General features: G+C 63.0%; 18 protein-coding genes and 3 tRNA genes. 1 reads left to right on the forward strand and 20 read right to left on the reverse strand.

Features of this window, described 5'->3' with window-relative positions; all coding sequences use genetic code 11:
- Positions 1–41 precede the first annotated feature (41 nt).
- Positions 42–827 (reverse strand): EAL domain-containing protein, encoded by a 786-nt coding sequence (locus BM279_RS06410; protein ID WP_306109830.1) that lies wholly within the window; start codon positions 825–827, stop codon positions 42–44.
- A gap of 393 nt (positions 828–1,220) precedes the next feature.
- Between BM279_RS06410 and BM279_RS06415 the strand changes: the two genes are divergently transcribed.
- Positions 1,221–2,228, forward strand: coding sequence for an AraC family transcriptional regulator (locus BM279_RS06415; RefSeq protein WP_093502040.1), 1,008 nt, complete (start codon positions 1,221–1,223; stop codon positions 2,226–2,228).
- 156 nt (positions 2,229–2,384) lie between these two features.
- On the opposite strand, the gene glpT is transcribed toward BM279_RS06415, so the two are convergent.
- From glpT to leuC, 19 genes are all read right to left on the reverse strand, one after another.
- On the reverse strand, positions 2,385–3,731 hold the full coding sequence (gene glpT, locus BM279_RS06420) for a glycerol-3-phosphate transporter (protein ID WP_093502042.1): 1,347 nt from the start codon (positions 3,729–3,731) through the stop codon (positions 2,385–2,387).
- A gap of 327 nt (positions 3,732–4,058) precedes the next feature.
- A tRNA-Asp gene (locus tag BM279_RS06425) sits at positions 4,059–4,135 on the reverse strand.
- Between the two features lie 97 nt (positions 4,136–4,232).
- Positions 4,233–4,309, reverse strand: a tRNA-Asp gene (locus BM279_RS06430).
- A 37-nt stretch (positions 4,310–4,346) separates the two neighbouring features.
- Positions 4,347–4,422, reverse strand: a tRNA-Val gene (locus BM279_RS06435).
- A gap of 99 nt (positions 4,423–4,521) precedes the next feature.
- Entirely contained in the window at positions 4,522–5,286 is a 765-nt protein-coding gene (locus BM279_RS06440) for an SDR family oxidoreductase (RefSeq protein ID WP_093502044.1), read from the reverse strand.
- The gene (locus tag BM279_RS06445; RefSeq protein ID WP_093502046.1) at positions 5,283–6,494 is read right to left on the reverse strand and encodes an O-succinylhomoserine sulfhydrylase; all 1,212 of its coding nucleotides are present in this window, start codon (positions 6,492–6,494) and stop codon (positions 5,283–5,285) included. The genes BM279_RS06440 and BM279_RS06445 overlap by 4 nt, the downstream gene beginning before the upstream one ends.
- Before the next feature lie 67 nt (positions 6,495–6,561).
- Positions 6,562–8,067, reverse strand: coding sequence for an amidophosphoribosyltransferase (purF, locus tag BM279_RS06450; protein WP_093502048.1), 1,506 nt, complete (start codon positions 8,065–8,067; stop codon positions 6,562–6,564).
- A 28-nt stretch (positions 8,068–8,095) separates the two neighbouring features.
- Positions 8,096–8,662: a CvpA family protein gene (locus BM279_RS06455; protein ID WP_093502050.1), complete on the reverse strand. Its 567-nt coding sequence runs from the start codon at positions 8,660–8,662 to the stop codon at positions 8,096–8,098.
- An 80-nt stretch (positions 8,663–8,742) separates the two neighbouring features.
- The gene (locus BM279_RS06460) at positions 8,743–9,384 is read right to left on the reverse strand and encodes an SPOR domain-containing protein (RefSeq protein WP_093502052.1); all 642 of its coding nucleotides are present in this window, start codon (positions 9,382–9,384) and stop codon (positions 8,743–8,745) included.
- Positions 9,368–10,675 (reverse strand): bifunctional tetrahydrofolate synthase/dihydrofolate synthase, encoded by a 1,308-nt coding sequence (gene folC / locus BM279_RS06465; protein ID WP_093502054.1) that lies wholly within the window; start codon positions 10,673–10,675, stop codon positions 9,368–9,370. The genes BM279_RS06460 and folC overlap by 17 nt, the downstream gene beginning before the upstream one ends.
- On the reverse strand, positions 10,672–11,556 hold the full coding sequence (accD, locus tag BM279_RS06470) for an acetyl-CoA carboxylase, carboxyltransferase subunit beta (RefSeq protein WP_093502056.1): 885 nt from the start codon (positions 11,554–11,556) through the stop codon (positions 10,672–10,674). Before accD ends, folC begins: the two co-directional genes overlap by 4 nt.
- A 171-nt stretch (positions 11,557–11,727) precedes the next feature.
- The gene (locus tag BM279_RS06475) at positions 11,728–12,360 is read right to left on the reverse strand and encodes a phosphoribosylanthranilate isomerase (RefSeq protein WP_093502058.1); all 633 of its coding nucleotides are present in this window, start codon (positions 12,358–12,360) and stop codon (positions 11,728–11,730) included.
- A gap of 81 nt (positions 12,361–12,441) precedes the next feature.
- Positions 12,442–13,272 carry a tRNA pseudouridine(38-40) synthase TruA gene (truA, locus tag BM279_RS06480; protein ID WP_093502060.1) on the reverse strand — a complete coding sequence of 277 codons (831 nt, stop codon included), beginning with the start codon at positions 13,270–13,272 and terminating at the stop codon, positions 12,442–12,444.
- A 172-nt stretch (positions 13,273–13,444) separates the two neighbouring features.
- Entirely contained in the window at positions 13,445–16,264 is a 2,820-nt protein-coding gene (locus BM279_RS06485) for a motility hub landmark protein FimV (protein WP_093502062.1), read from the reverse strand.
- Between the two features lie 146 nt (positions 16,265–16,410).
- A complete protein-coding gene (locus BM279_RS06490) occupies positions 16,411–17,418 on the reverse strand; it encodes an aspartate-semialdehyde dehydrogenase (protein WP_093502064.1) in 1,008 nt (335 codons plus the stop codon).
- Between the two features lie 135 nt (positions 17,419–17,553).
- Positions 17,554–18,666 (reverse strand): aspartate-semialdehyde dehydrogenase, encoded by a 1,113-nt coding sequence (gene asd, locus BM279_RS06495; protein ID WP_075929531.1) that lies wholly within the window; start codon positions 18,664–18,666, stop codon positions 17,554–17,556.
- A 53-nt stretch (positions 18,667–18,719) separates the two neighbouring features.
- Positions 18,720–19,802 (reverse strand): 3-isopropylmalate dehydrogenase, encoded by a 1,083-nt coding sequence (gene leuB / locus BM279_RS06500; protein ID WP_075934173.1) that lies wholly within the window; start codon positions 19,800–19,802, stop codon positions 18,720–18,722.
- A 197-nt stretch (positions 19,803–19,999) separates the two neighbouring features.
- Positions 20,000–20,647 carry a 3-isopropylmalate dehydratase small subunit gene (leuD, locus tag BM279_RS06505; RefSeq protein ID WP_093502066.1) on the reverse strand — a complete coding sequence of 216 codons (648 nt, stop codon included), beginning with the start codon at positions 20,645–20,647 and terminating at the stop codon, positions 20,000–20,002.
- A gap of 11 nt (positions 20,648–20,658) precedes the next feature.
- Positions 20,659–22,086, reverse strand: coding sequence for a 3-isopropylmalate dehydratase large subunit (leuC, locus tag BM279_RS06510; protein ID WP_093502068.1), 1,428 nt, complete (start codon positions 22,084–22,086; stop codon positions 20,659–20,661).
- Positions 22,087–22,275 lie beyond the last annotated feature (189 nt).

Here is a 22,275-nt window from a genome sequence, read left to right on the forward strand (position 1 = left end):
GTATCGGATCGCACATACCTACTCCACGCGCAACCCGGGATTCATGCACCTTTCAACACGCACGGCATGTCCAGGCCTTCGATGAGTTTTTGCGGGCGGGCGAAGAGAAATCCCTGTACCCACTGCGCTTCGCAATCACGGCTGATTGCCAGGTCATCGGTGGTTTCGATGCCCTCGACCACCACATGGGTAGCCAGGGTGTTGCACAGGCCAACCAGGTGCCGGAGGGTTCTGGCATGCAGCGCGGAGCGCCGCGCGCGCTGCACATAGCCCTGATCGATCTTGATGATGTCCGGCTGCGCATCTTGGATAAACGCCAGCGTGGCGAAGCCTGCTCCGAAGTCGTCGATGGCCACATGGCAGCCGGTGCTGCGCAACTGATGAACAAACTCGACGGCCTGATCATGGCCACAAGGTGCCGAACTCTCGGTGATCTCGATGACCAGCCGCGCGGCCAGATCGGCGTCAACCAGTCGCTGCAGCATCAACTCCCAGTGGTAATCGATCCGCGCGCTCTGGGCCGAGACATTGCAGCCCAACGTCAACATCGGATTTGCCTGCAGCAGGCCAACAACCGCGTCGAGCACGAAATGGTCGAGACGCCGCATGGCATGGCGGCGCTCCAGCAAGGCGAACGGATTAAAGCCCAGCGGCTCGCCTTCGCTGCGCAGCAAGCCCTCGCTGTATAAGGAGCGCTGGATGTCGGTGGCAGATCTCACCGGCTGAAAGGCCAGATGAAAGCGGCCGCACTGCAGCTGCTCGTAGAAATACCGCACGCGTGCTTCGTCGGCGGCCAGTTTGCTGGCAGACATGGCGTCGAGGCCCATCATCGGGCGCTCAGCGAACATCGAAGGCATGAGTCGATTTCCATAGTTGCGATGTATCGCTCATCGCGCAAACGTTTGCGCATAGCAGCGGATAGCCACTATTCGATAAGATCGCTAATCGGCTGACAGGAATGTGCGTGATCGCTCAATAGCACCACATCGGGGTATCAACGCGGTGTACAGTCGCTCGCAGCAACAGCTACCGATCACGGAGTGGGACGTGCGGCTTTACTTATGGCTTAGCCTCACTCACGGCCCAGCAGGAGCGGCACGGATAAGGAGCGCAATTCTCTCAGCGTGCACAGGCGACAGCCAGTGTTCCCGGGCGCCCCTTTGTTGTCCGCACACGCAACGGCTGTACAACTTCATTCAGCGGGCTATCCAGGACATGCGATGTACACAGTGACGAGCAACTGCTTCCAGGTGATGGCCAAGACCTTTCTCGAACAAGGTGTGGACCCGCGCAAGCTCGACCAGCAGTTGTTACTGGCCCTGCACAACGGCACGCCGATCACCCTGGCCCAGGTATACAGCCTGTTCAGCCAGGCCAGCGAACAGACTGGCAATCCTGACATCGGCCTGGGTGCCTATGCTCACGCCCACCCCAGTGCTCTGGGTGCACAGTGCTACCCAATGATGTCCAGCCCGACCCTGGGCACAGCGCTTAAGCTGATGGTCGATTATCATCCCCTGGTCACCAATGGCTCGCACTACCTGCTCGAACAACGCCAGGACACCTTGAAGCTGATCGGCCTGGAAGTCGGTACTTCGCCCATACCCGCACCGCGCGCCTTCATCGATGCCGGCGCCGCGCTGACCCTCGGTGTCATCCACTGGCTGACCCCCCATCAGCGCCCCAAGCCGCTGGGCGCCGAATTCACCTACGCACAACCGGCAGATACCACCCGCCTTCGCCAGATGTTCGGCGACAACCTGCGCTTTTCGGCGCCCCACAACAGCATGATCTTCAGAGCACGTGATGCGGCCATCGCACTGCCGACGGCGGACGCGGCGCTGCATGTCATGCATCAGGAATACGCGCAGTCGCGCCTCGATGATCTGGTCAAGGGCTCAGTGGCCGCCCGCGTCGAGCGCCTGCTGACCAGACAGCTCACGCAGGGCATCAACCTGGACCTGAGTGAAGTCGCCAGCACCTTGCTGCTCAGCAAACGCGGCCTACAAAAGGCCCTGGAGCGTGAAGCGGTGAGCTTCGTCCAACTGCAGGAAGAGACACGCCTGAAGCTGGCGCACAACCTGTTGCGCAACTCCACACGCAGCCTCAAATACATTTCCGCCACTCTGGGTTTTCGCGACCAGAGCAGCTTTCACAAAGCGAGCATGCGCTGGTTTGGCATGCCGCCAAGCCAGTACCGCAATCACGAAGACGTGCTGACCAACTGAGCAACCGGTACTCGGCCAGTTATTGCAGCACGCAGGAATTGATAGGAATGCAGCCAGAGCCGGGCATTGCGCCCTGGCGTTCGGCAGGCTGCAAGAAAGCTAGTGCCCACCACAACGTGCCGAACACGTGGCAGGCGCCACGCGTTCGGCAGTCGGTTAGCCGGCGCGCTCTTCGCTAGGCGCCTGCTTGTGCCACAAGGTCGGGATCAGGAACACGATGGCCAGCAGGCACGCGCCGATCAGCAGCACGAAGCCACCATCCCAGCCGAAGTGGTCGACCGTATAGCCCATCGCAGCACTCGCGGCGACCGAGCCACCCAGGTAGCCGAACAGACCGGTAAAGCCGGCAGCCGTACCAGCGGCTTTCTTCGGCGCCAATTCCAGCGCATGTAGACCAATCAGCATCACCGGCCCGTAGATCAGGAAGCCGATGGCGACCAGGGCAGCCATGTCCACCAGCGGGTTGCCCGGCGGGTTGAGCCAGTAGACCACGGTCGCCACAGTCACCAATGCCATGAACACGACGCCAGTCAGGCCGCGATTACCACGGAACACCTTGTCCGACATCCAACCGCACAGCAGCGTGCCGGGGATGCCTGCCCATTCGTAGAAGAAGTAGGCCCAGGAGCTCTTGTCGACAGTGAAGTGCTTGACCTCTTTCAGGTAGGTCGGCGCCCAGTCCAGCACGCCATAGCGCAGCAGGTAAACGAAGACGTTGGCCAGGGCGATGAACCACAGCATCTTGTTGCGCAGCACGTACTTGACGAAGATTTCCTTGGTGCTGAATTCCTTCTCGTGGCTTTCGTCGTAGCCCTCGGGGTAGTCGTTCTTGTATTTCTCGATCGGCGGCAGGCCGACCGACTGCGGCGTGTCACGCATGGTCGCAAAGGCGAACACCGCGACCAGCATGGCGACCGCAGCGGGTACATAGAAGGCAGCATGCCATTCATTGAACAGGCCCATGCCGAGCAGGAACAGCGGGCCGATCAGGCCCCCCCCCACGTTGTGGGCAACGTTCCACACCGACACTACGCCACCACGCTCCTTCTGCGACCACCAGTGCACCATGGTTCGGCCACTGGGCGGCCAGCCCATGCCCTGAGCCCAGCCGTTGATGAACAGGAGGATGAACATGATGGTCACGCTGGAGGTTGCCCACGGTGCGAAACCGAAAACGAACATCACCCCGGCCGATACCATCAGGCCGAAGGGCAGGAAGTAACGGGGGTTGGAGCGATCGGAAATCAGCCCCATGAGAAATTTCGACAAACCATAGGAGATGGCGATGGCCGACATCGCCAGGCCCAGTTGCCCACGGGTGTAACCCTCCTCTTCGATGAGGTAGGGCATGGCCAGCGAGAAGTTCTTGCGCAGCAGGTAATAGCCTGCGTAGCCGATGAAGATACCGGCGAAAATCTGCCAGCGAAGGCGGCGGTAGGTACTGTCTATCTGATCATCAGGCAATGGTTCCCGATGAGGGGCGGGACGAAAGAAGGCGAACATCTAAAGGCTCCAGTTCTTGTTTTAGCTGCACGTGCAAATGTGACAGTTGTGTGACATTTTCATTTGCGAAAATATCACTCACTAGTGAAACGGTAAAGATAACAATCTGTTGGAATCCGAAAGTAATGTAAGCATTCGGACCAGAGGCAGCAGTCGCTGACCCGGTTCTGACTATCCAGGCCGCCAGCAAGCGCCAACGTCATGCTGAGCCGCACACCTTTGCCGGCCAGATAAACGCTGAGGATGGATGCTCAATTACGGGAGGCAGAAACAAGAAAAGCGGCCCTAGGGCCGCTTTTCAGGAAACCTGCTCGAGGCAGGTGGATATGGCGCAGCGGACGGGACTCGAACCCGCGACCCCCGGCGTGACAGGCCGGTATTCTAACCGACTGAACTACCGCTGCGTGTCGGTGGACTTGCGTCCGTAGAACTCGTGCTTCGTCAGATGCGTAGGCTTGGCCTTCGCATCACATCTCAGATCAGGATCTCAGATGGAAAATATGGCGCAGCGGACGGGACTCGAACCCGCGACCCCCGGCGTGACAGGCCGGTATTCTAACCGACTGAACTACCGCTGCGCGTCGGTGGACTTTCGTCCGTTTCTCTCAAGGCAAGTGGTGGGTGATGACGGGATCGAACCGCCGACCCTCTGCTTGTAAGGCAGATGCTCTCCCGGCTGAGCTAATCACCCTTGGCCTTGCGAGGACGCGAAATTTACGCGGGCACCCAACCTAAGTCAAGGCCGGCGTTGAATTTTTTTCAAAAAAGACGCGATGCACTCGATCACGCCTCAGCGGTAGATCATCTTGCGTGTCATGCCGCCGTCGGTGACGAACTCCTGACCCGTCACGAAGCCCGCTTCGGGCGACAACAACCAGGCCACCAGCGCTGCCACGTCCTCGACCTGCCCTACCCGCCCGACAGGATGCTGCGCGTGATCCTCAACGCTCAGCGGCTCGTTGGCACGTTGCGCCGCATCGCGGGAATCGATCCAGCCCGGGCTCACCGCATTCACTCGAATGCTCGGGCCGAGGCTGATCGCCAAGGCGTGCGTGAGGGCTATCAGCCCACCCTTGCTCGCCGCATAGGCTTCGCTCTCGGGCTCGGACTGGCTGGCGCGGGTCGACGCCATGTTGACGATGGCACCGCCCGTTGCACGCAGGTGCGCCGCACAGTGTTTGGCCAACAGCATCGGCCCGCTGAGGTTGATCGCCAGCACCTGATTCCACTGCTCCAGCGACAGCTCTTGCAGCGGTCCGCTATGGGGGCTGGCGACCCCGGCATTGCACACCAGGGCATCCAGCCTGCCAAAGCGTTCGATGACCGCTGCTACGCCTTGGGCGACCTGGGTTTCATCCGACACGTCCATGGCCACGAATGCGGCATGCTCGCCCAGGGCGGCAGCGACCTCGGCGCCCTGGCTGCCTGCCAAATCGCAGAGCGCTACCCGCCAGCCATGCTCCAGCAACCAGTGTGCGACACCTTCACCGATGCCGCGCGCAGCACCGGTGACCAGCGCAACGCGGCCATGGGCGACCTCGCCGGCAGCATTCACAGGGCCTGCAAGCCTCGGCTCAGATCGGCCTTGAGATCGGCGATGTCTTCCAGGCCGACGGCTACCCGAATCAGGCTGTCACGAATCCCGGCATTCTCGCGCTCCTGGGGCGAAAGGCGCCCGTGGGAGGTGGTCGCCGGATGAGCGATGGTGGTCTTGGTATCGCCCAGGTTGGTGGTGATGGAAATCACCCGCGTAGCATCGATGAAGCGCCAGGCGCCCTCCTTGCCACCCTTGACCTCGAAGCTGACCACCGCACCGAAAGCGCTTTGCTGGCGCGCAGCCAGCTCGTGTTGCGGATGACTGGTGAGCCCGGCGTAGTGCACCTTCTCGATGCTTTCCTGCTGCTCCAACCAGCGCGCCAGCTCCAGCGCCGTGCTGCAGTGCGCCTGCATGCGAATGCGCAGGGTCTCCAGGCCTTTGAGGAAAATCCAGGCATTGAAGGGGCTGAGGGTCGGCCCAGCGGTACGCAGGAAGCCCACCACCTCGGCCATCAGTTTGGCGCTGCCGGCTACCACGCCGCCCATCGCCCGGCCCTGGCCATCGATGTATTTGGTGGCCGAGTGCATGACGATGTCCGCGCCAAGCTTCAGCGGCTGCTGCAGCGCTGGCGTGCAGAAGCAGTTGTCCACCGCCAGCAGTGCGCCCTTCTCGTGGGCGATGGCCGCCAGGGCCGCGATGTCGACCAGCTCGGCCAGGGGGTTGGAGGGCGACTCGACGAACAGCAGCTTGGTGTTCGGCTTGAAGGCGGCGGCCCAGCCCTCGAGGTCGGCCAGCGGCACATAGTCGACCTGTACACCAAAGCGCTTGAGGTACTTCTCGAACAGGCTGATGGTCGAGCCGAACACGCTGCGCGAGACCAGCACGTGATCACCGGCGCTGCACAGGCTCATGACGATGGACAGGATCGCCGACATGCCCGATGCCGTGGCGACCGCCTGCTCGGCGCCCTCCATGGCCGCGATGCGCTCTTCGAAGGCACGCACCGTCGGGTTGGTGTAACGCGAATAGACGTTGCCCGGCACCTCACCGGCGAAACGCGCCGCGGCATCGCCAGCGGTACGAAACACGTAGCTGGAAGTCGGGAACAGCGCTTCGCTGTGCTCGCCTTCCGGCGTGCGGTGTTGGCCTGCACGGACCGCCAGAGTGTCGAAGCCTACGCCGTCGAGATCGCTGTCGAGCCGACCGGCTTGCCAATCCTGTGTCATATCCTTTTCCTCATCCAGAAAACAGGCCGGGCCCAAAGGGCCCGGTTGTTGAATCATTTAGCATCGATCAGTTGTTGTACAGATCGATGATCTCGCTGACCGCTTGCGACTTGGCCTTGTTGCCATCGTTGCGCGCCAGGTCGATGCGATTCAGATAAGCCTCGTCGACATCGCCGGTGACGTACTCGCCGTCGAATACCGCGCTGTCGAACTGCTCGATCTTGATCTTGCCACCACCGACCGCCTCCTTCAGGTCATCGAGATCCTGGTAGACAAGCCAGTCGGCGCCGATCAGCTCGGCCACCTGCTCGGTGGTGCGGCCATGGGCGATCAGCTCATGGGGGCTCGGCATGTCGATGCCGTAGACGTTCGGGTAGCGAACGGCCGGTGCCGCGGAGCAGAAATACACGTTCTTGGCGCCGGCTTCGCGGGCCATCTGGATGATCTGCTTGCAGGTGGTGCCGCGCACGATGGAGTCATCGACCAGCATCACGTTCTTGCCGCGGAATTCCAGCTCGATGGCGTTGAGCTTCTGGCGCACCGACTTCTTGCGCGCCGCCTGGCCCGGCATGATGAAGGTCCGGCCGATGTAGCGGTTCTTCACGAAACCTTCGCGGAACTTGACGCCCAGATGGTTGGCCAGCTCCAGCGCCGAGGTGCGGCTGGTATCGGGAATCGGGATGACCACGTCGATATCGTGCTCCGGGCGCTCGCGACGGATCTTGTCGGCGAGCTTCTCGCCCATGCGCAGGCGCGCCTTGTAGACCGATACGCCATCCATGATGGAGTCGGGGCGTGCCAGGTACACGTGCTCGAAGATGCACGGCTTGAGCTGCGGGTTCGGCGCGCACTGGCGGGTGAACATCTGGCCTTCTTCGGTGATGTATACCGCTTCGCCCGGCGCCAGGTCGCGGATCAGGGTGAAGCCGAGCACGTCCAGAGCGACGCTTTCGGAGGCGATCATGTACTCGACGCCTTCGTCGGTGTGGCGCTGGCCGAACACGATCGGACGGATGCCGTTCGGGTCGCGGAAACCAACGATGCCGTAACCGGTGATCATCGCCACCACGGCGTAGCCGCCGCGGCAACGCTTGTGCACGTCCTTCACCGCCGCGAACACGTCTTCTTCGCTGGGGTTGAGCTTGCCGCGCACGGCCAGCTCATGGGCGAACACGTTGAGCAGCACTTCGGAGTCGGAGTTGGTGTTGACATGACGCAGATCCGATTCGTAGATCTCCTTGGCCAGCTGCTCGACGTTGGTCAAGTTGCCGTTGTGCGCCAGGGTGATGCCGTACGGCGAGTTGACGTAGAACGGCTGGGCTTCGGCCGAGCTGGAGCTGCCTGCGGTCGGGTAGCGCACGTGGCCGATGCCCATGTGGCCGACCAGGCGCTGCATGTGGCGCTGCTGGAACACGTCACGCACCAGGCCGTTGTCCTTGCGCAGGAACAGGCGGCCTTCATGGCTGGTGACGATACCGGCAGCATCCTGGCCGCGGTGCTGGAGGACGGTGAGGCCGTCATACAGCGCCTGATTGACGTTCGATTTACCGACGATACCGACAATGCCACACATGTGACGCAACCCCTACTCAGTGAAACGACTATTTACCGGTGCCGACAGGAGAAGCCCCCTGCAGCACCTCTTTGAACGGCAGCTCGACCGGCTCGCGTATACCGCTGGCCAGCCACTCGCTGGACAAACCCAATATGAGGTTCTTCGACCAGTCTGCAACCAGCAGAAAATGCGGCAGCAAGGCCGACTGCTGCCACCAGGCATCCTGTTGCACCGGCCCCAGGCTGAGCAGCCCGACCGCCACCACGACCAGCAAGGCGCCGCGGGCGGCACCGAACACCATGCCCAGGAAACGATCCGTACCCGACAGACCGGTCACGCGGATCAACTCGCCAATCAGGTAGTTGATCAGCGCGCCGACCAGCAGCGTCAATACGAACAAGATCACGCAGGCAGCGATGACACGGGCGGACGGGGTTTCGATATAGGCGTCGAGATGCTGTGCCAGCGCGCCGCCGAACATCCAGGCGACCACGCCAGCGATGATCCAGGTGACGAGCGACAGGGCTTCCTTGACGAAGCCTCTGCTCAGACTGATCAGACTCGAAACGGCGATGATGGCGATGATCGCCCAATCGACCCAGGTAAATGCCACGATGCAGGCTACCGATGGAAGAGGCGCTGCATTTTAGCAGAGCCCTGCCCATCGGTTAAGCGCGGATAACATGCTAAGCGTCAGTTGCTTTCCGGCTGGAAGCGCACCACGAAGCCATTGAGCTTGTGCTGGCGGTTGAGTTGGTCACGCAGGCGGTCGGCCTCGACTCGCTCGACCAGCGGCCCGACGAACACGCGATTCATGCCATCGGCGGTGCGGATATAGGCGTTGTAGCCTTGCGAGCGCAGAGTCTTCTGAAGATTTTCCGCGCCCGGGCGACTGGACAGGCTGGCCAGCTGTACCGACCAGCTGACAGGCAAGCTGTTGACATCCAGACGTTCCGCCGGAGCTTTCTGCGGTGGCGGCGCCACTTCGGCCGGCTTGCTTGGCGCAGGCTGGGCAGCCGGAGGCGGCGTTGGCGCCGCAGGCTCACTGGCCGGCAGTTCGCCAATGGGCTGCTCGACCGGCGGCTGCGCCTGATCGGTGGGCGAGCTGTCGACGGGTACCGGTTCCTGCGGTAGTTCCTGCGGGTCGGGCACGATCACCGGCTGCATCTCGATTTCAGGGGTGACCGGCTTGGCGGGAATGCTCGGCGCATCGACCACCACGTGCCGCAGCTCGTCGGGACGGGAAAGCAGCATCGGCAGGAAGATCACGGCCAGGGCCACGAGCACCAGCGCGCCGACGATACGTTGCTTGGTTCCACTATCGAGCATTGCCATCCTGCACAACCTCCTGGGCGTAGCGCTCAAGCCACATCAGGGCTTCGGCCACGCAGAAAAAAGATCCAAAGAGCAGAATTTCATCACCGTCTGCAGCCCGCTCGCACTGCGCCTCCAGGGCACTGGCGACATCACCGTACGCCTCGACCTGAGCACCACAAGCAGCCAGGTGCGCGTGCAGCTCGGCAGCGGGACGCGAGCGTTCGCTGGGCAGCTTCGCCACCGCCCAATGGGCGATGTCCACCAGCAGCGGCGCCACCACACCGGGCAGCTCCTTGTCGGCCAACAGACCGAACACCGCCAGGCGCTGCCCCGCTATGCCACGCGCCTGCAAACGACCGGCAAGAAACTGCGCGGCATGGGGATTGTGCCCCACGTCGAGCAACAGAGTGAGGGACTTGCCGCGCCAGTTCAAGTGACGACGATCCAGTCGACCGGTCACCCGCGTGGCCTGCAGGGCACCGGCGATGCGCTGGGCATCCCATGGCAGGTCCAGCAAGGCGTAGGCCTGCAACGCCAGTGCGGCATTTTCCATGGGCAGATCGAGCAGCGGCAGGCCCTCGAGACGCAGCACCTCGCCGGTGGAGGTCAGCCCATACCAGTTCCAGCCTGACTCACTGACGCTCAGGTCGAAATCCCGGCAACGCAGGAAGAACGGGCAATCCAGTTCGGCGACCCGTTCGAGCAGCGGCAGCGGCGGGTCGAAATCACCACACAGCGCCGGCTTGCCCGCGCGCATGATGCCGGCCTTCTCGAAAGCGACCGATTCGCGGGTATCGCCCAGCCAGTCGGCATGGTCGACACCAATGCTGGTGATCAGTGCGAGGTCGGCGTCGACCAGATTCACCGCATCCAGGCGCCCGCCCAGGCCGACTTCGAGCACCACGACATCCAGGCCGGCTCGCTCGAACAGCCAGAACGCCGCCAGGGTGCCCATCTCGAAATAGGTCAGCGAGGTTTCGCCGCGGGCCGCCTCGACGGCGGCAAAGGCTTCGCAAAGGCCAGCATCGCTGGCCTGCTCGCCATCGATCTGCACCCGCTCGTTGTAACGCAGCAGGTGCGGCGAGCTGTACACCCCGACCTTCAGGCCCTGGGCACGCAGCAAAGAGGCGATGAAGGCGCAGGTCGAGCCCTTGCCATTGGTGCCGGTAACGGTGATGACACGCGGCGCCGGCCGAGACAGGCCAAGACGCGCCGCCACTTCACGGGAGCGCTCCAGGCCCATGTCGATGGCGCTCGGATGCAGACGCTCCAGGTACGCCAGCCACTCGGCCAGGGAGCGCTGGGTCATGCGCTGACCGGCAGTGCAGCAGGTGTTGGCTGGTGAGTGAACTGCGCCAGCAGACGGGCCAGGCGCGGACGCAGCTCGGCACGGTGAATGATCATGTCGATGGCACCGTGGTCGAGAAGGAACTCGCTGCGCTGGAAGCCTTCGGGCAGTTTCTCGCGAACGGTCTGCTCGATCACGCGCGGGCCGGCGAAGCCGATCAGCGCCTTGGGCTCGGCGACAATCACGTCACCCAGCATCGCCAAGCTGGCGGATACACCGCCGTAGACCGGATCGGTCAGCACGGAGATGAACGGAACCCCCTCTTCACGCAGGCGCGCCAGCACGGCGGAAGTCTTGGCCATCTGCATCAGCGAGATCAGCGCTTCCTGCATGCGCGCACCACCGGAGGCGGCGAAGCAGATCAGCGGGCAGCGGTTCTCCAGGGCCACGTTGGCAGCCTGCACGAAACGCTCACCGACGATGGCGCCCATCGAGCCGCCCATGAACGAGAACTCGAAAGCACAGGCCACGACCGGCATCCCTTCCAGGCTGCCGCTCATGGAAATCAGGGCATCCTTCTCACCGGTCTGCTTCTGGGCAGCGACCAGGCGATCCTTGTACTTCTTGCTGTCGCGGAATTTCAGGCGGTCAGAAGGCTCCAGATCGGCACCGATCTCCTCACGGCCATCGGCATCCAGGAAGATGTTCAGGCGGGCGCGGGCATCGATGCGCATGTGGTGGTTGCATTTGGGGCAGACGTCCAGGGTCTTTTCCAGCTCCGGCTTGTACAGCACCGCTTCGCAGGATGGGCACTTGTGCCACAGGCCTTCAGGTACCGAACTCTTCTTGACCTCGGAACGCATGATCGAGGGGATCAGTTTGTCTACCAGCCAGTTGCTCATGCTCTCAATTCTCCAACGCTGTAGGCTTCAACATGCTTGCTGCACATGACAAGCGAATTCACAAAGCGGTCGCCGCTGGGGCCGGCTGATGCCCGCCACCTGCTTCGACCACGAAAAAAGCACGCGCTGTTCGCGGCGATAGGAGTATGGACGGCTCACCCTGCGGCGCCGTCACATCGACTCTCCAACGCCGCGCACCGCGCGCACGAAGTCTTTGACCTTGTGGGCATCCTTGATGCCCTTGCTGACCTCCACGCCGCCGCTGACATCCACCGCGTAAGGCCGCACCTGAGCGATGGCTGCCGCGACGTTGCCGGGCGTAAGACCGCCAGCCAGGATCACCGGTTTGCTCAGTTGCGCCGGCACCAGCGTCCAGTCGAACGCCTGCCCCGTGCCGCCAGGCACGCCATCGACGAAGGTATCGAGCAATACGGCGCGTGCGCCCGGGTAGGCGTCAACCTGCGCGACGACATCATCCCCCGCGCGTACACGCAACGCCTTGATATACGGCCGACGCAGCGCTTCGCAGTCGGCTGGACTTTCGTCGCCGTGAAATTGCAGAAGATCCAGGGGGACGGCAGCTAGCACCCCTTCGATTTCGCGCGGCAGCATGTCGACGAACAGGCCGACAGTGGTCACGAACGGCGGCAGCCCGGCGACGATGGCCTGGGCCTGGGCAATCGTCACCGCGCGCGGGCTGGGCGCATAAAACACAAGCCCGATGGCATCGGCGCCGGCCGCTACGGCAGCCAGCGCATCCTCGAGGCGAGTAATCCCACAGATCTTGCTGCGAACCACTGACAAAAGACGAATACCTCCGCGAAAGGCCGGATGGTAACAAATGACCGGCCAGGGCGCGCCATTAATTGCTGCTCCCTGCCCCGCTCAGCGCGCCGCCACGTCCTCGAGCCCGGAGAGAAAGTGCGGGCCCAGGTAGCGGGCCGGCAAGTCGAATTCTTCCGGATAGTCCACCTGCACCAGATACAGCCCATACGGGTGAGCAGTCACTCCCCCAGTGCGCCGCACACCAGCCTCCAGCACCTGACCGGCCCACTCCACCGGCCGCTCACCGGCGCCGATGGTCATCAGCACGCCGGCGATATTACGCACCATGTGGTGCAGAAAGGCATTGGCGCGGATATCGAGGATGATGAAACGACCATGCTGCAGCAACTCGAGATGATGGACCGTCTTGATCGGCGACTTGGCCTGGCACTGGCGGGCGCGGAAGGCGCTGAAATCGTGGGTACCCAGGAATACCTGGGCCGCCTCGCGCATGCGCTCAACATCCAACGGCCGATGATTCCAAGTCACCTCCTCGGCCATATGCGCCGGGCGGATCTGGTCGTTGTAGATCACGTAGCGGTAACGCCGCGCCATGGCGCAAAAGCGCGCATCGAAATGACTCGGCATGGCTTTGGCCCAGGTGACGCTGATGTCACCCGGCAGATTCATGTTGGCGCCCATCACCCAAGCATGCATGGAGCGCTCGACGCGGGTGTCGAAATGCACCACCTGGCCGCTGGCATGCACCAGCGCATCGGTACGCCCGGCACAGCTGAGCGTGACCGGAGCGCCACCAGCAACCTTGGACAGGGCTTGTTCGAGCGAGGCCTGGATCGACGGAACCCCGTCGCGCTGCCGCTGAAAACCGCGATAGCGGGTACCGCGGTATTCGACACCCAGGGCGATCTTGTAAATGCCGACGGCAGCCATTTCGGCTGCCGTCTTTTGTTCGTTAATCAATTGGTAGACCAGATCAGAGCTGCAATGCCGGCAATTATACCGCCACGCCAGGAGGCTGCCATGTCGGCAGCCCATTTAGTTGTGAGCCGCAGATGTAAAAACGGCAGCCCAAGGGCTGCCGTTTTCTCCACTCAACTGCTCGTCAAACCAGTTTGCCGATCAGCTCGCGCGCTTCCTGCTGCTGAGTTTCGTTACCTTCGGCGATCACTTCATCGAGGATGTCACGGGCACCCTCGCTATCGCCCATATCGATGTAGGCTCGCGCCAGATCCAGCTTGGTGGCGGTCTCGTCGGTGCCGGCGAGGAAGTCGAAGTCCTCATCGTCATCGAGCGGCACATGATCGGCCTGCATGTCCTGCGGCGCCTGCTGACCTTGCTGCTCGAGGCTTTCGGCCAGCTGGTCCAGTTCGGCGGTCACGTCGTCGAGTTGAGCGGCGAAGCTGGCGCCAGTGCTCGGCTCGGCCGGCTCGTCATTGAGTGACAGATCGAAGTCGGCAGGCAGGCCAAAGTCATCCCCCTTATCGCTGTCCAGGGCAGCGGACAGATCCGAGAGATCATTTGCCGGCTTGTCGGCGTCGTCATCCAGGCTCAGCAGGAAGTCATCTTCCTTCGTAGCAGCCGGGGTAGCGGGCGTGTCGAGATCGAGACTGAAGTCGGCCAGCTCGCCACCAGGCTCCTGACGATTGACCGGCTCATTGCCCAGATCCAGGTCGAAGTCCAGCGGCTCGTCCTTACTTGCGCCCGGCACTGCGGACGGCAGATCGAGATCGGAATCCAGGCTCAGGGTGTCGATTTCGTCGAAACGCGGCGCGTCATTTTGAGTTTTTGCCGGAGGCTCGGCAGAGAACTCGGCTTCCAGGGCATCCAGGTCGAGATCGAAGGCGTCATCTGCCGCAGGCGGCAGCGGCGCGACCGGCTGCTCCGGCTCGTCCAGCGCCAGGTCGTCCAGGCTGAAGGAATCCAGATCGTCTGCCGCAGCGGCGCTGGCCAGAACCGCGCTGCCGCCAAGCACGACCATGGTCGGATAGCGGGTCTTCAACTGCTCGACCTGGGCGTTGGCACCGCCGATTTCGCGCAGCTCGTTCTCCTGGCGGGCGAAGCCTTCGCGGTCGCCCAGCTCGGCATAAACCTCCATCAGTTTCAAACGCAGGTCGGTGCGATGCGGCTCGTCGTTGATGGCGTTGTGTAGCAGCTCGGCGGCCTGATTGAAACGACCGTAGGCGATGTAGATGTCCGCTTCACCCAGGGCGTCGCCAGTCTGGGCGGTGACGCGCTCTTCGCTCGCTGGCTGGCTCAGGGCAATCTGGTCGTCCGGCAAGTCGTTCAGGCTGTCAGCGGGCAGTTCCAGGTCGCTGTCGAAGGCGTGGGTGTCTTCTTCATAAGTCGACAGGCTGGACTCTTCCTCCTCGGCCTTGCGGGCATTGCGACGCGAAATGATCAGCAGCACCAGCAGCAGGGCCAGCAGCAGGCTGCCGCCGATCAGGCCGAGCATCATCGGGTTGGCCAGCAGGTTGTCGAGGGCGCTGTCCTCCTCGACCGGCTCGGGCGTTGCGGCAACCGGCGCCTGGGCAGGCACTTCGGCAACAGGCGCAGCTGGCTCGGCGGGCGCGGCTTCTGGAGCCGGCACAGGCGCAGTCTCGGTTGCCGGCGCATCAGCTGCTGGCTCGCCAGTCGGCTGAGCAGCTGCAGGATCCACCGGCGCTGATTCGGGCGCGGCTTCATTACCGGCAGGCGCCTGAGCTGCTGGAGCAGCAGCCGATGGCGTCTCGGCAGGTGCAGTGGCTGCAGTTGCCGGAGCGGGCGTAGCGCCAGCGGCGGCATTGCCAGGAGCCTGGCCAGCCGGTGCCGACACATCGGCCTGCAGCTTGGCGAGCTGGTTGTCCTTGAGCTGAATCAGGCGTTGCAGCTTGTCGAGCTGGCTTTGCAGATCGCTCATGCGATCTTTCAGCTCGTCGTTCTCGCGACGCGTCGAATCCAGGCTTTCCTGAGTCACGGCCAGCTGATTGGCCAGCGCGGCATTGTTGGCCTTGCCGCTCTCACTGCCTGCGGTGGCCTTGCCGGCTTCGGCAGCGACCAGCTTGAGCTTGTCTTCGTTGGAAACTTCCGACGGCGCAGCACCAGCGGTGCTGCGGCGGGTAGCATCGATCTGCCGGGCACCGGCGGCAGCCGGCGCACTGCGGCCCTGACGCCAGGAACTGTTCTGCTCGGCGACCTGAGCCAGCGCTTCGGATTGGCTGCGACGGGCGATCTGCTGGTCATCGGGCAGACGCAGAACCTGGCCGCTCTTCATACGGTTGATGTTGCCGCCGATGAAGGCATCCGGGTTGAGGTCCTGAATGGCCAGCATCTTCTGATGGACGCTGCCACTGCCGCCGGTACGCTGGGCCACTTCCCACAGTGTGTCGTTGGCATTGGTACGGTAATCACCACCAGCGGCGGCACGCGGCGTAGGCGCAGCGGCAGAAGGTGCGGAGGCACGCGGTGCGGAGCTCGGCACCGGACGTGGTGCAGGAGCAGGCGCAGCTACCGGCAGTTGCGGGGCAGCAGCGGCTTGCGGGGAATACAGGGGCGGGTCGAGCAGCAGGGTGTACTCGCGCAGCAGACGGCCATTGGGCCACAGTACTTCGACGAGGAAGTTCAGGTAGGGCTCGCGCACCGGCTTGGTCGAGGTGACGCGAATCACGCTCTTGCCGTTGGGTTTGACGATGGGCGTGAACTTGAGGTCGGTGAGGAAATACTGGCGATCGACGCCAGCCTTGTTGAACTCCTCGGGCGAAGCCAGCGACGGACGCATTTCCGCGGCGGACAGATCGCGCACATCGAGCAGTTCGATTTCCGCCACCAGAGGCTGGTTCAGAGACGACTGGAGTGTCAGCTCGCCGACCCCCAGCGCATGCGCCATACCGGAAGACAGCGCCGTCGCCGCAGCGATAGCCAGTACCAGTTTACGAACCCGAACCATAGCCTTTTCCTTTGTGTTGACGGCTCTCGCACAACGAGAGGATAGATGATCGGTGGCTGCCCCCTTTCAGGCCCCCCAGCCAACGATCAGCGCGCTCAGTGATTGCCAAGCTCGAATAAATATGCAGATTTCCGGATAAGTATCTTTTACAGATAGTGTTTTATCAATAACTCGCCCAGCTGCACGGCGTTCAAAGCCGCACCTTTTCGCACATTATCAGACGCAATCCACAAAGTGAGCTGACAGGGATCGTCAATCCCGCGGCGCACGCGGCCCACGTACACCTCGTCCTGGCCGACAGCGTCGCCGATCACCGTCGGGTAGTCACCCGCCTCAACCAGCTCGATGCCGACCGCCGCTTCCAGAGCCGCCAATACCTTGTCGAGTTCTACAGGTGTAGACGCCTGCACGGTGACACTCAAACTATCGCCGAAAAATACCGGCACCTGATGGCAGTTGACGGCCACGCTTTGCAGGCCTTCGCCGAGCAGCGCCCTGACGTCTTCGTGGATGCGTCGCTCCAGCGAGCCGTGCCCGTCGGCATCGGCCTCATCGACCTGGGCGAGCACGTTGAAAGCCATTTGCCGGTCGAACAACCGCGGCTCGAGCGCCCGGCCATTGAGCAGTTCGGCGGTTTGCCGCGCCAGCTCGGCAACCCCTTCGCGACCGCGACTGGACACCGCCAGCCCGGCATTGATCACCACCTTCTGCACCTGCAGCACATCACGCAGCGCGCCAAGCACCAGGCCGACGGCCACGGCTACCGAGGCCGGGCTGGTAAGTGCGAACGGCGCCTGGCCACTGATCGCCTCGCCGTTCACTTCCGGCACCACCCGTGGCGCCATATCGGCGGGCAGCGCGCCGGAGACGTCGATCAGCGAGCAGCCGGCCTTACGCACCGCCTCGGCATGGACGCGAGTCACTGCTGGGTCGGCGGCGAAGAACACCAGCTGAACGGTACGGAAATCGAACCCTTCCACAGCGCGCACGCGCAGGTTGCGGCCCTTGAAGGCCAGGCTGCGCCCGGCCGACTCGTTGCTGGCCAGCAGGTGCAGGTCGGTAACGGGAAAGTCGCGTTCTTCGAGAAGTTGCAGCAGGGATTCGCCGACGCTGCCGGTGGCACCGACGATGGCGATAGCAAAGGTAGAAGACATAAAGGAAGCCTGACGCTGGGTAGCTGAAACAGACCCGGCACTCTACCGAAAAGCAGAGGGGCGGGCGACGGCAATCGCAAGCGATCACCCTCTACCCGCCCCTCTTGGCGCGCCTGGCAGCGCGCCAGTTGTCGATCAGCGTTCCAGCAGAATGCGCAGCATACGGCGCAGCGGCTCGGCGGCGCCCCACAGCAGCTGGTCGCCCACAGTGAAGGCGCCCAGGTACTGCGAACCCATGTTGAGTTTGCGCAGGCGGCCGACCGGCACGCTCAGGGTACCGGTCACGGCCGTCGGGCCGAGCTCGCGGATGCTGGCTTCGCGGTGGTTCGGCACCAGCTTGACCCAGGGGTTGTGCTGGCTGATCAGGCCTTCGATATCCGACAGCGGCACGTCCTTGTTGAGCTTGATGGTCAGCGCCTGGCTGTGGCAACGCATGGCGCCGATGCGCACGCAGATGCCATCCACCGGGATCGGGCTCTTGAAGCGGCCGAGGATCTTGTTGGTCTCGGCCTGGGCCTTCCACTCTTCGCGGCTCTGCCCGTTCGGCAGTTCCTTGTCGATGTAGGGGATCAGGCTGCCGGCCAGCGGCACGCCGAAGTTGTCGACCGGGAAGGCATCGCCGCGCATGGCTTCGGCCACCTTGCGGTCGATGTCGAGGATGGCGCTGGCCGGGTCGGCCAGTTCATCGGCAACGGTGGCGTTGATGGTGCCCATCTGCTTGATCAGCTCGCGCATGTTCTGGGCGCCGGCGCCGGAGGCCGCCTGGTAGGTCATGGCACTCATCCACTCGACCAGGCCGGCTTCGTACAGGCCGCCAAGGGCCATCAGCATCAGGCTGACGGTGCAGTTGCCGCCGATGTAATTCTTGGTGCCGGCGTCCAGCGCATGGTCGATGACCTTGCGGTTGACCGGGTCGAGCACGATCACTGCGTCGTCGGCCATGCGCAGCGAAGACGCCGCATCGATCCAGTAGCCCTTCCAGCCGGCTTCGCGCAGCTTGGGGAAGACTTCACTGGTGTAGTCGCCACCCTGGCAGGTGAGGATAACGTCCAGGCCTTTGAGCTCGTCGATGCTGTAGGCATCCTTGAGCGCTTCGGTTTCCTTGCCAATGGCCGGCCCCTGGCCGCCCACATTGGAGGTGGTGAAGAATACCGGCTCGATCAGATCGAAATCCTGTTCTTCCAGCATGCGCTGCATGAGCACGGAACCAACCATGCCCCGCCAACCGATAAGACCTACACGTTTCATAACCACTACACCTATATGAACAGACCACCGCCAATTCCCGGCGGCCTGGAAGATTACAGACTACGCAGCGCTTCGACTACCGCATCACCCATTGCCGCCGTGCCGACCTTGGTCGTACCCGCCGAGTGGATGTCGCCGGTACGCAGGCCCTGGTCGAGCACGCGGCTGACCGCCAGCTCGATGGCGTCCGCCGCCTGGGTCTGATTGAAGCTGTAACGCAGCATCATGGACACCGACAGGATGGTCGCCAGCGGGTTGGCGATGCCCTGCCCGGCGATATCCGGCGCCGAGCCATGGCACGGCTCGTACATGCCCTTGTTGTTGGCATCCAGCGACGCCGAGGGCAGCATGCCGATCGAGCCGGTGAGCATCGAGGCCTCGTCGGAGAGGATATCGCCGAACATGTTGTCGGTGACCATCACGTCGAACTGCTTGGGCGCACGCACCAGCTGCATGGCGGCATTGTCGACGTACATGTGGCTCAGCTCGACGTCCGGGTAGTCCTTGGCGACTTCCTCGACCACCGCGCGCCACAGTTGGCTGGAGGCCAGCACGTTGGCCTTGTCCACCGAGCACAGTTTGCTGCCACGCACGCGGGCCATGTCGAAGCCGACCTTGGCGATGCGACGGATCTCGCTCTCGCTGTAGGGCAGCGTGTCATAAGCCATGCGCTCGCCATTATCGAGCACCTTGCTCTCGCGCGGCTGGCCGAAATAGATGCCGCCGGTCAGCTCACGAACAATGAGGATATCCAGGCCCGCTACCACTTCCGGCTTGAGCGACGAGGCGTCGGCCAGTTGTGGGTAAAGGATGGCCGGGCGCAGATTGGCGAACAGGCCCAGTTGCGAGCGGATCTTCAGCAGGCCGCGCTCAGGGCGGATGGCCGGATCGATCTTGTCCCACTTCGGGCCGCCGACGGCGCCGAGCAGCACGGCATCAGCAGCGCGAGCGCGCTCCAGGGTCTCGTCGGCCAGCGGCACGCCGTATTTGTCCACGGCCGCGCCACCCAGCTCGTCGAACGACAGCTCGACATCGAGGGCGAACTTGTCGTTGGCCAGACGCAGCACCTTGACCGCTTCGGCCATGATTTCAGGGCCGATGCCGTCACCGGGGAGAACCAGAATCTGCTTGCTCATACCTTTTCCTTCATGTCGTTCGGATCGCCGGCCTTGCCGTGTGCGACCTGTGAAAACCCGAACAGGCCCGCGGCCATCACCCTGCCGAGAGGGGCGCCATATTCGGCGCCTGCTTCGGCGGGGTCAAGGCACGACGGGCCCATCCGCTGATAACACGTAACCTTTTCTTTCCGCGCCGCCAGTTGGCGCCGGCTCGTTTACTTGACGGCGCCGAACAACCAGGGCTGACGCTGCTGATAACCGACTTCGAAGGCGCGGATCGCTTCGGCGTCCTGCAGGGTCAGGCCGATGTCATCCAGGCCATTGAGCAGGCAGTGCTTGCGGAAGGCATCGACTTCGAAGCTGTACTGCACGCGATCGGGACGGGTCACGGTCTGCGCTTCGAGGTCGACGGTCAGCTGATAGCCCTCGGTGGCCTCGGCCTGTTCGAACAGCGCATCGACTTCTTCAACCTTGAGAATGATCGGCAGCAGGCCGTTCTTGAAGCTGTTGTTGAAGAAGATGTCGGCGAAGCTCGGCGCGATCACCGTACGGAAACCGTACTCGTCCAGTGCCCAGGGCGCGTGCTCACGGCTCGAACCGCAGCCGAAGTTCTCGCGGGCCAGCAGCACGCTGGCGCCCTGATAGCGCGGGAAGTTGAGGACGAAATCCTTGTTGATCGGGCGGTTGGAGTTGTCCTGATTCGGCTGACCGACATCCAGATAGCGCCACTCGTCGAACAGGTTGGGACCGAAGCCGGTGCGTTTGATCGACTTCAAGAACTGCTTGGGAATGATCTGGTCGGTGTCGACGTTGGCGCGGTCGAGCGGGCAAACCAAGCCGGTGTGTTGGGTAAAGGCTTTCATCATCTTTCTCCTCAGGCCTGGATCAATTCGCGCACATCGATGAAGCGGCCGGTCACCGCGGCAGCGGCGGCCATGGCCGGGCTGACCAGGTGGGTACGACCACCGGCGCCCTGACGGCCTTCGAAGTTACGGTTGGAGGTCGAGGCGCAATGCTCGCCACTGCCGAGTTTGTCCGGGTTCATCGCCAGGCACATGGAGCAGCCCGGCTCACGCCATTCGAAACCGGCTTCGATGAAGATCTTGTCCAGCCCTTCGCTCTCCGCCTGGGCCTTGACCAGGCCGGAGCCCGGCACCACCAGCGCCTGCTTGACGGTGGCGGCGACCTTGCGGCCCTTGGCCACCTCGGCGGCCGCACGCAGGTCTTCGATACGCGAGTTGGTGCACGAGCCGATGAACACGCGATCGAGCTGAATGTCGGTGATCGGCTGGTTAGCAGCCAGGCCCATGTACTTCAGGGCGCGGGTGATCGAATCCTTCTTCACCGGGTCGCTTTCACAGGCAGGGTCCGGCACGTTCTGGTCGACGGCCAAGACCATCTCGGGCGAGGTACCCCAGCTGACCTGTGGCTTGATGTCTTCGGCACGCAGCTCGACCACGGTGTCAAATTGCGCATCGGCATCGGACACCAGATCACGCCACACCGCCACGGCCTGCTCCCAGTGCTCGCCCTTGGGCGCGAACGGGCGATCCTTGACGTAGGCGATGGTCTTCTCGTCCACCGCCACCAGACCAACGCGGGCACCAGCCTCGATGGACATGTTGCAGATGGTCATGCGCCCTTCCAGCGACAGGTCGCGGATCGCGCTGCCGGCAAACTCCAGGGCGTGGCCGTTGCCACCGGCAGTACCGATCTTGCCGATCACGGCCAGAACGATGTCCTTCGCGGTCACGCCGAACGGCAATTTGCCTTCGACGCGCACCTGCATGTTCTTCATCTTCTTGGCGACCAGGCACTGGGTGGCGAGCACGTGCTCGACTTCCGAGGTACCGATGCCGTGGGCCAGCGCGCCGAAAGCGCCATGGGTGGACGTGTGCGAATCGCCGCAGACCACGGTCATGCCCGGCAAGGTGGCGCCCTGCTCCGGACCGACCACGTGGACGATGCCTTGGCGCACGTCGTTCATCTTGAATTCGAGGATGCCGAAGTCGTCGCAGTTCTCGTCCAGGGTCTTGACCTGAATACGCGAGACTTCATCGGCGATGGCGTCGAGGCCACCGAGGCGCTCGGCGCGGGTGGTCGGCACGTTGTGGTCGGGCGTGGCGATGTTGGCATCGATGCGCCACGGCTTGCGGCTCGCCAGGCGCAGGCCTTCGAAGGCCTGGGGCGACGTCACTTCGTGAAGAATGTGGCGGTCGATGTAGATCAGCGACGAACCGTCGTCGCGTCGCTTCACTTCGTGCATTTCCCACAACTTGTCGTAGAGCGTCTTGCCTGCCATCAGCCTGGTCCTCATCGGTCTTTCGGGCACGTCTAAAAACTGCAGCGCTTTCATCGCTTGCCTTTAGTAGAGGTGTCCTTTCTATGCCTGGGCAATAGCCCTTTGGCTTATGGGGAGAATGCTATGCGTGGCTGGCGAATAACTCAAATTCATATTTTTCATCCAGAAGATTCCTGACTGGAATTACTA

The organism is Phytopseudomonas straminea, from assembly GCF_900112645.1.
Taxonomy (GTDB): domain Bacteria; phylum Pseudomonadota; class Gammaproteobacteria; order Pseudomonadales; family Pseudomonadaceae; genus Aquipseudomonas; species Aquipseudomonas straminea.